Origin of the sequence: Pseudomonas sp. DCB_BI (genome assembly GCF_026240995.1) — a bacterium.
Lineage (GTDB): Bacteria > Pseudomonadota > Gammaproteobacteria > Pseudomonadales > Pseudomonadaceae > Aquipseudomonas.
Genome location: NZ_JAPFCG010000004.1, coordinates 112984 through 127224 on the forward strand (window position 1 = coordinate 112984; position 14241 = coordinate 127224).

Annotated in this window: 13 protein-coding genes; 9 read left to right on the forward strand and 4 right to left on the reverse strand. The window is 57.1% G+C overall.

The genetic code is table 11. The features are described from left to right. Window positions 1-20 precede the first annotated feature (20 nt). Window positions 21-1325 (forward strand): MFS transporter, encoded by a 1305-nt coding sequence (locus OO258_RS05995; protein ID WP_266029217.1) that lies wholly within the window; start codon window positions 21-23, stop codon window positions 1323-1325. Here OO258_RS05995 and OO258_RS06000 read toward each other — a convergent pair. Beyond that, entirely contained in the window at window positions 1270-1899 is a 630-nt protein-coding gene (locus OO258_RS06000) for a TetR/AcrR family transcriptional regulator (protein ID WP_266029218.1), read from the reverse strand. The genes OO258_RS05995 and OO258_RS06000 overlap by 56 nt on opposite strands. 133 nt (window positions 1900-2032) lie before the next feature. Here OO258_RS06000 and OO258_RS06005 point away from each other — a divergent pair, with 133 nt between their 5' ends. The 5 genes from OO258_RS06005 to OO258_RS06025 all read left to right on the forward strand — a co-directional run bounded on the left by OO258_RS06005 (window position 2033) and on the right by OO258_RS06025 (window position 7534). Continuing rightward, window positions 2033-2797: an SDR family NAD(P)-dependent oxidoreductase gene (locus tag OO258_RS06005; protein WP_266029219.1), complete on the forward strand. Its 765-nt coding sequence runs from the start codon at window positions 2033-2035 to the stop codon at window positions 2795-2797. A gap of 79 nt (window positions 2798-2876) precedes the next feature. Then, on the forward strand, window positions 2877-4526 hold the full coding sequence (locus OO258_RS06010) for a (2,3-dihydroxybenzoyl)adenylate synthase (RefSeq protein WP_266029220.1): 1650 nt from the start codon (window positions 2877-2879) through the stop codon (window positions 4524-4526). A gap of 1 nt (window position 4527) precedes the next feature. Continuing rightward, window positions 4528-5298: a crotonase/enoyl-CoA hydratase family protein gene (locus OO258_RS06015; RefSeq protein ID WP_266029221.1), complete on the forward strand. Its 771-nt coding sequence runs from the start codon at window positions 4528-4530 to the stop codon at window positions 5296-5298. Window positions 5299-5340: 42 nt separating this feature from the next. Next, on the forward strand, window positions 5341-6534 hold the full coding sequence (locus OO258_RS06020) for an acetyl-CoA C-acyltransferase (protein ID WP_266029222.1): 1194 nt from the start codon (window positions 5341-5343) through the stop codon (window positions 6532-6534). Window positions 6535-6595: 61 nt separating this feature from the next. After that, a complete protein-coding gene (locus OO258_RS06025) occupies window positions 6596-7534 on the forward strand; it encodes a SphA family protein (protein ID WP_266029223.1) in 939 nt (312 codons plus the stop codon). Between the two features lie 326 nt (window positions 7535-7860). Here the strand turns inward: OO258_RS06025 and OO258_RS06030 are convergent, their stop codons facing one another. Both OO258_RS06030 and OO258_RS06035 read right to left on the reverse strand, forming a co-directional pair. Next, the gene (locus tag OO258_RS06030) at window positions 7861-8199 is read right to left on the reverse strand and encodes a hypothetical protein (protein WP_266029224.1); all 339 of its coding nucleotides are present in this window, start codon (window positions 8197-8199) and stop codon (window positions 7861-7863) included. Window positions 8200-8616: 417 nt separating this feature from the next. Next, the gene (locus tag OO258_RS06035) at window positions 8617-9522 is read right to left on the reverse strand and encodes a transporter (protein WP_266029225.1); all 906 of its coding nucleotides are present in this window, start codon (window positions 9520-9522) and stop codon (window positions 8617-8619) included. A gap of 356 nt (window positions 9523-9878) precedes the next feature. Here OO258_RS06035 and tatA point away from each other — a divergent pair, with 356 nt between their 5' ends. The 3 genes from tatA (at window position 9879) to OO258_RS06050 (ending at window position 12499) form a co-directional block, all read left to right on the forward strand. After that, entirely contained in the window at window positions 9879-10085 is a 207-nt protein-coding gene (tatA, locus tag OO258_RS06040; protein WP_266029226.1) for a twin-arginine translocase TatA/TatE family subunit, read from the forward strand. Window positions 10086-10264: 179 nt separating this feature from the next. Next, window positions 10265-10447 carry a hypothetical protein gene (locus tag OO258_RS06045; protein WP_266029227.1) on the forward strand — a complete coding sequence of 61 codons (183 nt, stop codon included), beginning with the start codon at window positions 10265-10267 and terminating at the stop codon, window positions 10445-10447. 138 nt (window positions 10448-10585) lie between these two features. Then, window positions 10586-12499, forward strand: coding sequence for a sigma-54-dependent Fis family transcriptional regulator (locus tag OO258_RS06050; protein WP_266029228.1), 1914 nt, complete (start codon window positions 10586-10588; stop codon window positions 12497-12499). On the opposite strand, the gene OO258_RS06055 is transcribed toward OO258_RS06050, so the two are convergent. Further along, window positions 12496-14241, reverse strand: a complete 1746-nt coding sequence (locus OO258_RS06055; protein ID WP_266029229.1) for a GMC family oxidoreductase — start codon at window positions 14239-14241, stop codon at window positions 12496-12498. The two genes, OO258_RS06050 and OO258_RS06055, sit on opposite strands and share 4 nt — an antisense overlap.

Consider the following 14241-nt stretch of genomic DNA (forward strand, 5'->3'; position numbering starts at 1 on the left):
ATAATCACAGGTAACAGGCAATGAATACGTCGCGCATGTTTTACGGCTGGTGGGTCGTGTTGGCTTCGATCGTTGGAATGATCGTTAGCCAGGGCCCTGTCCTGGTATTTACATTCGGCATCTTCATGAAGCCGCTGACTGCCGAGTTTGGCTGGAGCCGTTCTCAAGTGTCGCTCGGACTGACCGTTGCAATCCTATCTGCTGCGCTATGCACGCCCTGGATAGGTCGACTCATTGATCGTAAAGGTGCACGGCAGGTGGCGATTCCAGCGCTGCTGCTCTTTGGTGTAGGGGTCATGGCGTTAGGGCTTTTACCTGCCAACCTCGTGCTGTTCTACCTGGCGTTCTGTGTGATTGGATTGCTGTCGACCGGTGGCACCCCGACGGCTTACGCCATGGCAGTGAGTTGCTGGTTTGTACGTCGTCGTGGATTGGCGTTGGGCTTGAGCATGGCCGGGATCGGCGTGGGGGCTGCCCTGATGCCCATGCTGGCGCAGCATGCCGTGGCGTCCTTGGGCTGGCGCTGGGCCTATGTAGTGATGGGCCTGGTAATTGTGCTAGGCGCGGCGATTGTGGCGATGCGACTCAAGAACAAGCCTTCAGATCTTGGACTTTCCCCCGATAACCAGCCTACTGCTGATGGTCTGCCGCATGCGCCAGACAGGATCGGCATGAGCGTTAGCCAGGCCATACGGAGCCGGTCGTTCTGGTTGATAGGCAGCGCGTTCTTCCTGGCAGCCTTGGCCATCAATGGCTGCTCAGTGCACTTTGTGCCCTTGCTAACCGACCGGGGGGTACCAGCCGCTGAAGCAGCGCAGATTGCATCTATCATCGGGATTGCGTTGATCGTTGGCCGAGTGGGGGCAGGCTACCTCCTTGACTATCTGTTTGCCCCGTTCGTGACGGTCTTCTTCTTTATCGGCCCTGTGGTTGGCATCCTCCTGCTCTACAGTGGCGCCACGGGCACCACAGCGATGTTCTGTGCGGCGCTGATCGGCCTTGGTGTCGGTGCGGAGGTAGACTTGATCGCCTACTTGATTGCACGGTACTTCGGCTTGCGAGCATTTGGTGAGATCTATGGTTACCTGTTCGGGTTGTTCTGCTTGGGTACGGCTTTCGGCCCACTGCTTATGGGGGTAGGTCAAACCTTACAGGGCAGCTATGACAGCGTGCTGCTGTTGTTCGCCGGGTGCATGGTGCTGGCATGCGTTCTAATGCTGGGGGTGGGGCGCTATCCGAACCTGTGTGCACAGGGAAAGGCGCCTGAGGTCAACCCGCCTGCAGACCATGCATTATCAGGTTCAGGCGCATCATCAATTCATTGACGCCATCTTCCGGTGACTCAGAGTCACTGGCCAACCACATCCGGATCTCCGCTGCCAGTAGGTAGAACATGGTCTTTGCAATCATGGCATCGTCCTCCTGGCAGCGTACCTCTCCTTGGGCGCGCGCGTAGGCGAGGAGGGTGGCGATAGAGTCGATGGTACGTGCTCGGGTCGCCTGAAAGCGTTCGCTCTGCATCCCCGTCGTGTAGAAGGTGATCTCGCGAGTCAGGTCGCGCGCGATCACCTTGTCTTGCCCGTAAAACACGAAGAAATGCCGCAGGGCCTGGCGCAGGTTGTCCAAGAGTGGGGCATCGGCCCGGCAATCAGCGAAGGCGCGGGTAGTAAGGTCGTCCAGGTCATCGTTGAACACCAGAAAGAGCAGGTCGCGCTTGTCGGTTGCATAGAGGAACAGGGTCGACAGGCCCACGTCTGCTTCCTGAGCGATCTGCCGAGTCGTCGTCGGCTCGAAACCCTGTTCGGTGAAGAGTTTTTTTGAGGCGGCACGGATCCGCAAAAATTTGTCGAGCTTGTTGCGTTCACGCAAACCCAACGGCGCAGGCGGTTTCTCGTTCATATCAGACCTTTGATTGTTCTGGTTTTCTTGCGCTTTGTAGGTCTCATCTTAAGTGATGCCCCCCATGTTGACAAACATTCTGATCGCGTCTAAAAATGAACATGTTCTTTTAAAAACAAAAACGAGGTAGAACATGTCCACAGCTCAAAAAGTCGCACTGGTCACCGGCTCCGCCTCTGGCATAGGGGCTACGGTTGCCGTGGCGCTGGCCAAAGCCGGCTACGACGTGATCATCAATTACAGCCGCAGCGAAGCCTCGGCCAGGGCCACTGTCGAGGCCTGCGAAGCAGTTGGGGCGCAGACCATGCTCCTGCAGTGCGATGTATCGGACGAAGCCAGTGTCAAAGCTATGGTGTCGGCAATCAGTGAACGCTACAGCCACCTGGATGTGGTGTGCAGCAATGCCGGCGTATCGATCGACACGCCGCCAAAGAAGTTCGACCTGATCGATGTTGAAGATTGGGATCGCGTGTTTGCAGTGAACGTGCGTGGGCTGTTCCTCATTGCCAAGCACACAAAAGCCCTGTTGTTTGAAGCACCGCGCCCTTGCATGGTCAATACCGCCTCGATCGTTGGCATGCGCCCCGGTGCTCAACCGCTGCCGTACTCCGCTTCCAAAGCGGCGGTGATCAGTATGACTCAGACGCTCGCCAATGCCATGGGGCCGAAGGTGCGGGTCAATGCAATCGCGCCAGGCTGGATGGAAGGGGCGTGGATGGAATGGATGCTTGGCGACAACTACGACAAGCTGATGACCCGACGTGCTCGTGCCACACCGTTGCAACGCTGCGTAACCATGCCTGACGTCGCCGAAGTGGTGCTGACGCTGATCGAGCACATGCACTTCGTGACAGGTGAAACCATCGTAATCGATGGCGGCTTCGCCAAGACGACCTGACCTCTGCCTTCAAGGCCGTCGCTGCGCGCCGGCCTCGCGTCATCCTTCCAACAATAACGACAACATCGAGGATTTCTCCATGATGGGATTCGTGCCGTTTCCAGAAAGCTTCGCTGCACACTACCGCTCAAAAGGTTACTGGCAAGACCAGACCCTTGCCAACGTGTTCAGCGAAGTGTGCCGTCAGTACGCCGACCGCATTGCTGTATGTGACGCAAGTCGGGAAGTCAGCTACGCCGAACTCGATCGGATTGCTACGCGTCTAGGCCTGAACCTGCTGGATGCTGGCCTGGTACCAGGTGACATCGTGGTGCTTCAATTAGGGAACGTGCTGGAGTTTGTTTTCGTTTACCTCGCCCTACAGAAGATTGGCGTGCGCCCCATTCTGGCGTTGCACACACATCGTTATCGCGAGCTACGCCAGTTCGTCGAGCTGTCCGGTGCCACCGCAACCATTACTGCAGATCGCTCCAAGGACTGCGACTTCATCGACATCATCAATCGCGTCGAAGCCGACACTGGCAGCATTCGCAGCAAGTTCGTGCTAGGTGACATTGCCCCAGGATTTGTCTCACTGAGTGAGCTGCTGGGGCGTGAGCCTGAGCGTGATGCCGCTGAGATCGATGCCATTCAGGCGGCGATTGACCCTTGTAGTCCAGCGCTGTTCCTGCTTTCGGGAGGCACCACCGGTATCCCGAAGATGATCCCTCGTTCGCACAATGACTACGCCTGCAACTCGCGATTGGCTTCGCGCTACACAGGCATCACCGAGAACTCCGTACTGCTCAACGTATTGCCTATCGCCCACAACCTGCCGCTGGCCTGCCCGGGGCTGCAGGGCTTCATGCTCTGTGGTGCCAAGGTAGTGCTGCATGGCAGTACCCGCGCGGGCGAGGTGTTCGCACTGATCGAGCGATTCAAGGTGACGCACATCCATGTTGTGCCAGCGCTGTTGATCATGTGGATGAACGACCCACAGGTAAACGAATTCAACCTGGACAGCGTTCGGGTGATCCAGTCCGGTGGTCAGCGACTGCAACCAGAAACACGCGCACTCACCGAGCATGTGCTGCGCAATTGTACAGTGCAGGAGAACTTCGGCATGGCCGAAGGCCTTCTGATGTTTGTCCGACTCGATGACCCGCTGGATGTGCGTCGTGAATCGGTGGGGCGACCGGTGTGCGAAGACGATGAGGTCATGTTGCTGGGGGAGGACGACCAACCCGTGCCGTTGGGAGTGCCGGGAGAGCTGTGCTGTCGCGGCCCTTACACCCTGCGCGGCTATTTCAATGCACCCGAACATAATGCACGGGCCTTCACCCCGGATGGGTTCTACCGATCCGGCGACATGATGCGTGAACTGCCCTCCGGCAACTACGTGGTCGAGGGCCGCAAGAAGGATCTGATCAACCGAGGGGGTGAGAAGATCTCTGCCGAGGAGATCGAAAACCTGGTGCTAGCGCACCCTGCGGTGACTAATGTTGCCTGCGTGGCCATGCCTGACCCGGTGCTGGGCGAGAAAATGTGCGCCTTTGTCATCCTCAAACCGGCAGCGAAGCTCAACCTTGAGGAGCTGGTCAGCTATCTGCAGACCCAGGAAATTGCCCGTTTCAAGCTCCCTGAACGCCTTGAGCTGGTAGACAGTTTCCCGTTGTCGACCTTCGGCAAGGTGTCCAAGAAGGACTTGGTGGAGCGCGTCAGTGCAAAACTCAAGGAAGAGGCTGCCTGATATGAGCGACTTTATTGAGTACAGCTTCGACGAGGGCATTGTCACCTTGACCCTGTCCGCCCCTGATCAGCACAACGCGTTGAGCCATCAGACGCAGTTCGATGCTTTCGCTGACGTGTGTGGGCGGATCAATCGCGACCGTCGTGTTTCAGTGGTCATACTCACCGGCGCCGGCAAATCGTTCTGCGCCGGCGGCAACGTCAAGGACATGAAGGCGCGAACGGGGCTCTTCGCTGGCAGCCCTTACGAGCTGCGCGACGGCTATCGGCATGGCATCCAGCAGATTCCTCTGTCGGTCTATCACCTGGAGGTACCGACCATCGCGGCGGTGAACGGCGCCGCGATCGGTGCCGGTTGCGATCTGGCCCTGATGTGCGATATCCGAATCGCTTCGCAGCAGGCCCGCTTTGCCGAAAGCTTCGTCCGCCTTGGCATTGTTCCCGGTGACGGTGGCGCCTGGCTGCTACCCCGAGCATTGAACAACCTTTCCCGAGCATATGAGCTGTCCTTTACCGGGGATACCATCTCGGCGCAGCAGGCGCTCGAGTACGGCTTGGTGTCGCGAGTAGTCGAACCGGACGCGCTTATGGCCACCGCGCTCGATCTTGCCCGGCGCATTGCCGCCAATCCTGGCCATGCCTTGAGGCTGACCAAGAAGCTGCTGCGTGAAGGGCAGCACACCCGCCTTGAACCCTTGCTGGAGCTGTCGGCAGCCTATCAGGCACTTTCCCATCACACCGAAGCTCACCAGGCCATCGTCCAGGCGCTTTGATCATGGCCGGGTGCTGGCAGCAGCGCCCGGCAGGAGAACCCCATGCATGACGCGGTAATCGTTGCATACGCCCGGTCTGCCATCGGCAAGGCGTATCGAGGTGCGTTCAATCACACGCCAATGCCCAGCCTGGCCGCGCCGATCATCCAAGCCATTCTCGAGCGTTCGCAGCTGAAGGGTGACGAGGTGGAAGAGCTGGTGATGGGCTGCGGTCGACCCGAGGGGACCCAGGGCAAAAACGTCGCCCGGCTCAGTGCGCTGCGTGCTGGATTGCCGGACAGCGTGGCCGCGCAGACAGTCAGCCGACATTGCGCGTCTGGTCTTCAGGCGATCGCCAGTGCAGCCCAGCGCATTAAGCTCGGCGAGTGCTCAATCATGCTGGCGCTCGGTGGCGAATCCATCAGTCTGGTGCAGAACGCGCATACCAATGAGCACTACGGCCAGGATCCGTGGTTGTTGCAGCACAGGTCTGACGCGTACATCAGCATGCTAGAGACGGCAGAGCGAGTCGCTCTGCGCTACGGCGTAACGCGTGCTGACCAGGATGAATACGCAGTGATCAGCCAGCAAAGGGTCGCCCAGGCACAGCGTGATGACCTATTTGCGCATGAAATCGTGCCGTTGGATGTGGTCACTCGCGCCTTGGACAAGGCCTCATACGAGTATTACGACAAGCCTGTGCGTATGGACAAAGACGAATGCAACCGCCCAGGAACCCAGGCGGATCAGTTGGCTGCGCTGGCGCCGGTGCTTGACGGCACACAACGCTCGGTCACAGCTGGCAACGCGTCACAACTCAGTGATGGCGTTGCAGGGTGCGCATTGATGAGCGCCGATCACGCACGCGACCGCGGCCTCAAGCCGCTGGGAGTCTTCAGGGGATTTGCCAGCGCTGGCTGCGCCCCGAATGAGATGGGGATAGGCCCGGTCTTAGCCGTACCCCGGCTGTTGGCTCGGCATGGGCTGGGTATCGGCGACATCGACTTATGGGAGTTGAACGAAGCCTTTGCGTCTCAGGTGCTGTATTGCCAGCGCCAGTTGGGCATTCCATTGGAGCGGCTAAACGTCAACGGCGGTGCCATCGCGCTGGGACATCCCTACGGCATGTCGGGTGCGCGCATGGCGGGGCATGTTCTGCTCGAGGGGCGCAGGCGGGGGGCTCGGTACGTCGTGGTGACCATGTGCGTCGGAGGCGGGCAGGGTGCCGCAGCGCTCTTTGAGGTGTGTCATGACTGACGGCTGACAACAGGCATCACTCATCGCTGTGTCTCTACAACAACAAAAAGAGGGACTACCAATGAATGCTGTACACGTTCGTGTTATGCAGGCCGCCGGTTTGCTGATTTGTCTACAAGGTACTGCCAGCGCAACCGAGGGAAATGGCAACTCCTACCCGTTGGGTGTGGAGACCAACATGTCTGGGATGATGCTGCCTGAAGGCCTCAATACCCTGTTGTATTACACCCACTACGAAGCCGCACACGTCAAAGCCAACGACGGTCGTGACAATCCCAATATTGCTCGATATCGCCTTAAGTCAGACGTCGTGTCCTTGCGCCTGAGCTATGTATGGCCCGGGGTGAAATGGTTGGGCGCAAACGTCGAAACCCGAGCGGCGCTCGCTGTCCCAACAATCGATTTGACCTTGGACGTCGCGCGTCCAGCGCCCTTGGCCCCATTGGACAAAGGCGGCACGTCTACAAACCTGGGCGACCTCAGCTTCGCACCGGTTCTGCTTGGTTGGCATGCCAAAACCTTGCACCAAACAGCAGGCATCGAAACATTCTTGCCCACCGGCGACTACGACAAGGACGAGCCGGTGAACACGGGACGCAACTACTACCAGTTTGCACCTTTCTACGCCGTCACTTGGCTTCCGTCGGAGAAGTGGGAAGCCAGCGCTAAACTGCGCTACGGCATCAACACCCGAAATGAACAAACGGACTACAGCTCTGGGGATGAGTTGACATTGGAGTTCAGCGGAGGGTATCGCTTCAGCCAGGCGTTCAGTGCGGGTATCAACGGCTATCTGTATCGACAGACCACCGACGACAAGCTTGATGGCGATGAAGTCAATGGCAACGGCAATCGCGGCTCGGTCAACGCCCTCGGGCCTTATGCGATGTACCGTTTCACCAAGGATTTCGCCGTAGTGGCCAAGCTGCAGGAAGAGTTCGGGGCAAAGAACAAGGCTGAAGGTACACGCATCTGGCTGCAGGCTCGACTGCCATTCTGAGCCATGATCGCGCCACACCACGCCGGCTCAAACACAACAAGGGGCGCGGGGGTTAGGTGATGAGGTATCTCTCGTGAGGTCTAGCCGAGCAGTGGCTCGGTTAGATCTTGCACGCCTTGAAGCAAAGACCCTGGAGAAGTGATGCGTTCACGATGCCTACGACCGATTAGGACTGTGACGTCGTAACTCAGCGGTGATGTGGGATGGACAACTGCAGGCACCATTACTCATACACACGATTTAACATAATATGGATTATGGGCAGTTTCGTGTGGAGGTGCCAGGGCCGTGGGTGGGTAGATTTGAAGCCAGGCCCCTGGGCTCAATCACTGGGTCGCAGATCGAGCTTGGACCTCAGCGATGTAACTCAGCACGACTGGATCCTGCGAGCCTCGTTCCTTGTAGTAGCCACCTACGTTTGCCAACGTCCACCGCAGCAAACTCATCAGCACTGGCTCAGAAAATTTCCAGCTGGCCGACTCCTGCTGATACCGGCTATTGGTGAACACAGCGCGATACTTCTCGAATGAGTGTTCCTGGCTGATCAGGGCTAGGCTCTTGCGAATAGCTGCAGGCATCGCGTGAAATAGTATCAGCAGATCGTGAGCGCCACGCTTTTGTTTGGGTGGAATCTTGCCGATCGACTGCAGGTACTGGTGAGCCATTTTGAGTGCTTCGACGTCAAGCTATAGGTTTCGCCGGACGTACCTTCATGCTGATCTGGCACGGAAATCAAGCTTTTTAGCAGGATTGCCATACCGATCGGTGCATTGTCCATGGCGACATGCGGGAGGTTTTGGACGTCTAGAAGCTCAGCGGCCTTGAGGTAGTTATGGGCGCTTTCAAGCATCCAGCCTAGAAAGTGAGTCATTAAATGGTGCTACTCGATAGTGACTGCAGCCGAGGGTAGCTCATTCTTGAAGGCTAGCGTGCAAACGTGGACGTTAGCGATAACGCATGAGCTACCCCTAGCTAAATAGATGAGCTACCCTGCCCTTATAATATGAACGCAAGGGATAACTACGCTAAATAGTCATTTAGTGTAGTTACATTCCTCTACAGCCATGCGCTAAAGCCCTCAATCAGAAAGCGACGGCTACACGCAGGTTTATTCGGTTCTGCTCCTTGAAGCCGTCACTGACGTTTATATCCCTTCCATAAAGAGCCATAAGATGCAGCCGCGGATCCAGCTGATAGCCTACCCCAGCGGTAAATTTGGTTTCGGTGGCTTGCCCAGTAGCTTGATTCCCATCGACATCGACCGCGCCGATCCACGAATGAGCGATGCCCACCCTTAGGTCGAGTGCAGGGCTGACGTGGTATCGACCGAACGCCTGAACTTGATAGGTAGGGTCCTGCTCCATCTTCAGCTTTTGGGGGCCGTACTCGTCGTTTGCGCCATAGGCGGTAACATCCGCTGCCAGATCTACCGTGAACTTTGAACCCAACCCATGGATGTAGCCTGCTTGTAGCGCATAGCGCCAACGGTTTTCGCCCATATTCAGCGCCTCGTTGTGGTCATAACTACCGACGGGGACGTAGATGAATGGAGTAATACCGAAATACCGCCTATTCACTGGATCATTCAATGTCCAGACAGTGGCAGCGAGGATTGGGTCCCCTACCCCGGCGTTGGCACCCAGGGTGCTGCCATAGTCCCCTGTTGCTTTCAAGTTTCCGAACGGCAGGAGAATTTGCGGGTCGATGATGTAACCTTTGACATCCATGAAATGGATGGCCCGCAGGATCCCGACATCTGTACGCAGGCGACCGTCGCCTGATACATCGTGGCCGTCCGAATATAGCTTCTTGCTCTCGCTATGCTGCATATACAGCAAGCCGACATTGGTACCAGCCGGGGCCGCAGTATAGTCTCCGGCATCAATATCGATTGCGCTTGCGCCTTCGCTTAACAGCATGAAGCATAGGGACGCTCTCCTTAGGTGATGGGCCCATTGATTAAGCGCGTGCAACAGTACTTTTTTCATAACAGACTCCAGGATTGGTTTAGAGGGCATAGCCCTATAGCAACCAGGGTGCCATTACAAAAAAGACGGTATTCGCACCTGTAACAATTCATGAATTTCATTTCAATTCATGAATATAGGCAATCCACAACGCGGTCCCAGAGGCATTTTCTTACGCCCATGACTGATGCAGCCACATTCGTTCGGGTCATATTGAACCGCGCACCAACGAGTCACTGGGTCAGGCTGAACCACCGCCCAGAAAACCCAACTTTAAAACAATAAATCACTCACTCCACACTTGACGAAAGTACAATATTGTCCATACAGTCCTTGCTTAATCAAACGCTTAGCTTGGATAATAAGGGCCTTCACCCATGGGTATTTTCGATTGGAAGCATTGGCTGGTAATCCTGCTTATCGTATTGGTACTTTTTGGCGGCAAACGCTTAAGATCACTGGGGTCCGATCTCGGCGAAACCATCAAAGGTTTTCGTCGCTCCATTGCTGATGAAAGTGCCACGAACGAGAAGCCGACTTCGATGGAAACTGATATTGCGCCGGGGCGAAATGGGGAATACTAAGAGATGTAAGTCCCCGCTACCGCAAGCGCTGCTTGCAAGCCAGGTGCGCTCGGCCCGCTGACAGCTCGGCCGCATCATTGCCACTACAGGGCCGCGGTAGTCGCGCTGACCCAGGGCCCTAGGCTGGATGATTTCACCCTTGAAGCCGTCCAGCCCCCCCCGCGCTCTATATTGGTGCAATGGCTTCGATTCGCACCTCGCAAGGCCGCCTGGATCGCCTTCGTCGGCTGGGGAAGATTGATCGGCAACGACTTGTCCGAATTCACGCCCGCGTTGTAGACAGCAAAACACCTGCCTACATTGCGCTTGCGGTATTAGCTGACGTTAACCGGGTATCCAACATCAGTAAGGCAGTGCTCTGACCTACGGAGCACTGTCCTGGATGCGCAGGCATCAATCTTGCTTTCCTAATCAAACGTCGCGATTCAGTAACGGCAGCGCGGAAGGAGCCCCCCATTTCGTTACCGGTCGAATTATTCTAACAACAGGGGCAAGTTAAAATGTTACCGATCACACAATCCTCAGTGTTCGATATCCAGCGTGCCCGCGCGATGTTCTTTCAAGACGGTACCGATCCAGCAGGGCTCATCGACCCGACGGTGCTGGAGTCGTGGAGGCGCTGCGCGCAAATTCATCGTCGGACCGGCGGGGATGTCGTGTTCAATGTGAGGGAGCGCAGCATCGTTTCAACGGTACAAGAAGCCAATTCAGGGTTGATCCAGGATTTCAACAGCGTGCTTGAGGCATTCGCACGTGTACTGGACAGTTCAGGATTCCATCCGGTACTCGTCGATACGCACGCGACCACCATCGCTCGCTCACATAATCCTCTGCGCTCGGCGGGTGCGCTCTACGATGCATTGCAATTAGGTAGCGATATGTCAGAAGCGGCCATTGGTACGGCTGCGATGAACTGTGCGCTGGCGTCACATCGCCCTGTGCAGGTGTTTGGTCATGAGCACTACTTCGACGCCAACGCGTCATTCTCCTGTGCTGCTGCCCCTATCTTCGGCTTTGATGGCCGTCTGCTCGGCGCGGTGAACTTGACAAAATATACCCAAGGCCGGGAATTTGGCGCATTGAGCTTCGTCGAAAGCTGCGCCACCGCGATAGAGCACCGCCAGCTGGAGCGCCTGCTGGCTCACCTCACGATCCGCATCTCCTGGACGGCCAATGGTGAATCACGCAACGCAACCGTTGCGTTCGGCGAGGATGGGCAAATCCTTGGCATGACACGAGAAGCAAGCCGGATTCTCAACCCGCTGGCTCAAGCCCTGGGTTGGCTCTCGTTCGAAAAAGTCTTTGACGGTGAGTTTGGCCACTGGCACGACCTGCTGCGCCGAGCCTGCCGCCCTCTTCCCATCAAGCTTAAATCCGGCCTGTTCGTATTTATCGAGGCGCGCAACCACTCGCAACCCAAATCTACATTGCCTGCGCCTTCGCCCCGGCTGACTCTCCCCCAGATGGGCGATCCCTCGTTCGATGGCAATTTCAATTTGGCGCTCAAGGCTATCGGGCGCGGATTGCCGATTCTGATACGCGGCGAGACGGGCACTGGCAAGGAGGTGATCGCACGCAGCCTCCATACTCACCATTGTCCGAGCCGGCCATTTGTAGCCATCAATTGTGCAGCCATTCCTGAGACCCTTATTGAATCGGAGTTGTTCGGCTATATGGACGGCGCTTTCACAGGCGCCAAAAAAGGCGGCGCTACCGGACGCATCGAAGAAGCGGACGGCGGGGTGCTGTTTCTCGACGAGATCGGTGACATGCCGGTGGTTTTACAAGCCCGACTGCTGAGGGTACTGGACGCTCAGGAGGTGACCCGGCTAGGCAGCGGCAAGGCGAGGAAAGTTTCATTCAATCTGATCTGCGCTACCCATCAAAGCCTGGAGACGCTAGTAGAGGCAGGGCGATTCCGTGCGGACCTGTTTTACCGCATCTGTGGCATGACAGTGCAACTAAAACCGCTTCGTGACAGAACCAACCTCGGGCAACTCTTCAGTGCATTGTTACACGACAAATGCGATCACACTGGCCCCTTGTCGACGCAAGCACTGCACCTGTTAAGCTCATACCCATGGCCGGGCAATGCACGCGAGGCTGTGGCGGTGCTCAAACGCGCAACGCTTATGTGCGAAGCTGATGAAACCATCACGGCGGAGCACGTTCGTTTTGCGCTGCCATCAGAGACGCGCTCCGCGTGTACCGAGCCTCTTCTGAAGCCCCCTGCCAGCGAAATGCTGCTAGCGGATCTGGAAGAGCAAAGCATCAGCGCCATATTGCGCAGTGTTCATGGCAATGTTTCGCTTGCTGCAGAGCGGCTAGGGATCAGTCGGTCTACGCTACAACGGCGAATCCGCAGCAACCCGAGGTTGCTGCGGAGCCGTGATGATGGAAGAAGCAGCGACTAGATCCGGTACTGCGCCTTGATTTCCTCGGCGCAGCGTTCACCGATCACCACGCAGGGCGCCATGGTGTTGCCCGTAGTAATCGCAGGCATGATGGAACCATCAGCGATACGCAATCCCTGAATCCCATAGACACGAAGCTTGCCGTCCACGACCGACATGTTGTCCGTGCCCATTTTGCAAGTACATGTCTCGTGGAAATAAGTACCCGCCGCGTTGCGGATAAAGCGCTCCAGCTCCTTGCCCTTCAGCTCCCCTGGCATGATTTCGCGCTTGGCGTAGGGCCTGAGGTGTGACGAGTTACCCAGCTCCCGGCAAATCTCCACGGATTTGGTCAGCGCCTTCATATCCTGATCGGTGGATAGGAAATTGGGATAGATCAGTGGTGGGTCCTCCGGGTTAGGGCCACTGATGGTCATATGGCCGCGACTCGTCGGCTGCACAATAGCCGCGGCGAGCACCCAGGCTGCCTTCGGAATGGTGTATTGCTCGCGCGTCACCTCGCTGGTGTACGGGAACTCCTCAAGGAATGGCTGTAAGTCTGGAGTTTTAAGTGCCGAATCGCTTTTCCAGAAGAATGTAAATTCAGCCGAGTTATTGCGGCCAGGCTCAGGGGTATTATATTCCCACATGCATCCCCCTAGCAGGATGTGGTCTTGAAAGTTCTGGCCGACGCCTTCCAGCTTCTGCACTACCGGAATGCCGTGTTTCTTCAAGTCAGCCTCCGGCCCAATGCCCGAGAGCATCAGAATTCGGGGCGTGTTGATGGCCCCCGTGGAAAGGATGACTTCATGCTTGGCGCTCACCCGATGAAGTTTGCCCTGATAGACGAACTCGACCCCCGTTGCGCGCTTGCCTTTCAACGTCAGGCGGTTGACATGCGCCCCAAGCAACAAGGTGATGTTCGGACGATCCAGAATAGGGTGAATATAGGCCACGGCCATCGACACCCTGCGCCCGTTCTTTACGATGAGGTTAGGCATGCCAGCGCCGCCGGCGCCTTCCATGGTTTCGCCGTTAAGGTCTTGCACTTTAGGCATGCCGAAATCGCCCGCCGCCTCGACCAGCGCCGGGGCGATCGGATTGATAGGCGCCTCAGGTAGAGAGACATGTACCAGCCCTCCCTTCCCGCGACGCTTTGCATCGGCCGGGCCTTGCCAGTCTTCGATACGCCGGTAGATCCCCAGAACCGATTCATAATTCCAGGCCGACTCCCCGGAGACGTCAGCCCACATATCCCAGTCATTCTTGTGCCCCCGGGCCCAGACTAGGCCGTTGATACTTGAACCGCCACCCAACACTTTGCCCATGGGGAAAGGCGGCGTGCGGCCATTGAGCGTCGGTGTGGGCTGGCCTTTGAAACCCCAGTCACGCGAACTGCCCATGTTTTCGGGCCAGCGCGTACCATCCATCACTTGCGGTACATCGTCCGATCCCCCGGCCTCCAGCAATAACACTCTCACTTCGGGGTTATCTGCCAGGCGGCGGGCAACTGCACAACCTGCAGAACCCGAACCGCACACAATGAAGTCATACTCGGACGTCAGCCCCGCGCGGTTCTCGGTTTGCTGAGCAAACGCTTTGGAAGCGAAACCTGCCATCGCAGTAGCGGTCGCCAATGTGAATCCCGCGGCAACTGACGCCTTGAGAAATTCGCGTCGGCTTCCACGGCCCATGAGCAGTTCGCTTTCCATCCGGTTGACTTGCTCATTCAATGCCAGTTTGTTTACGTCTTGTTCGTCCAT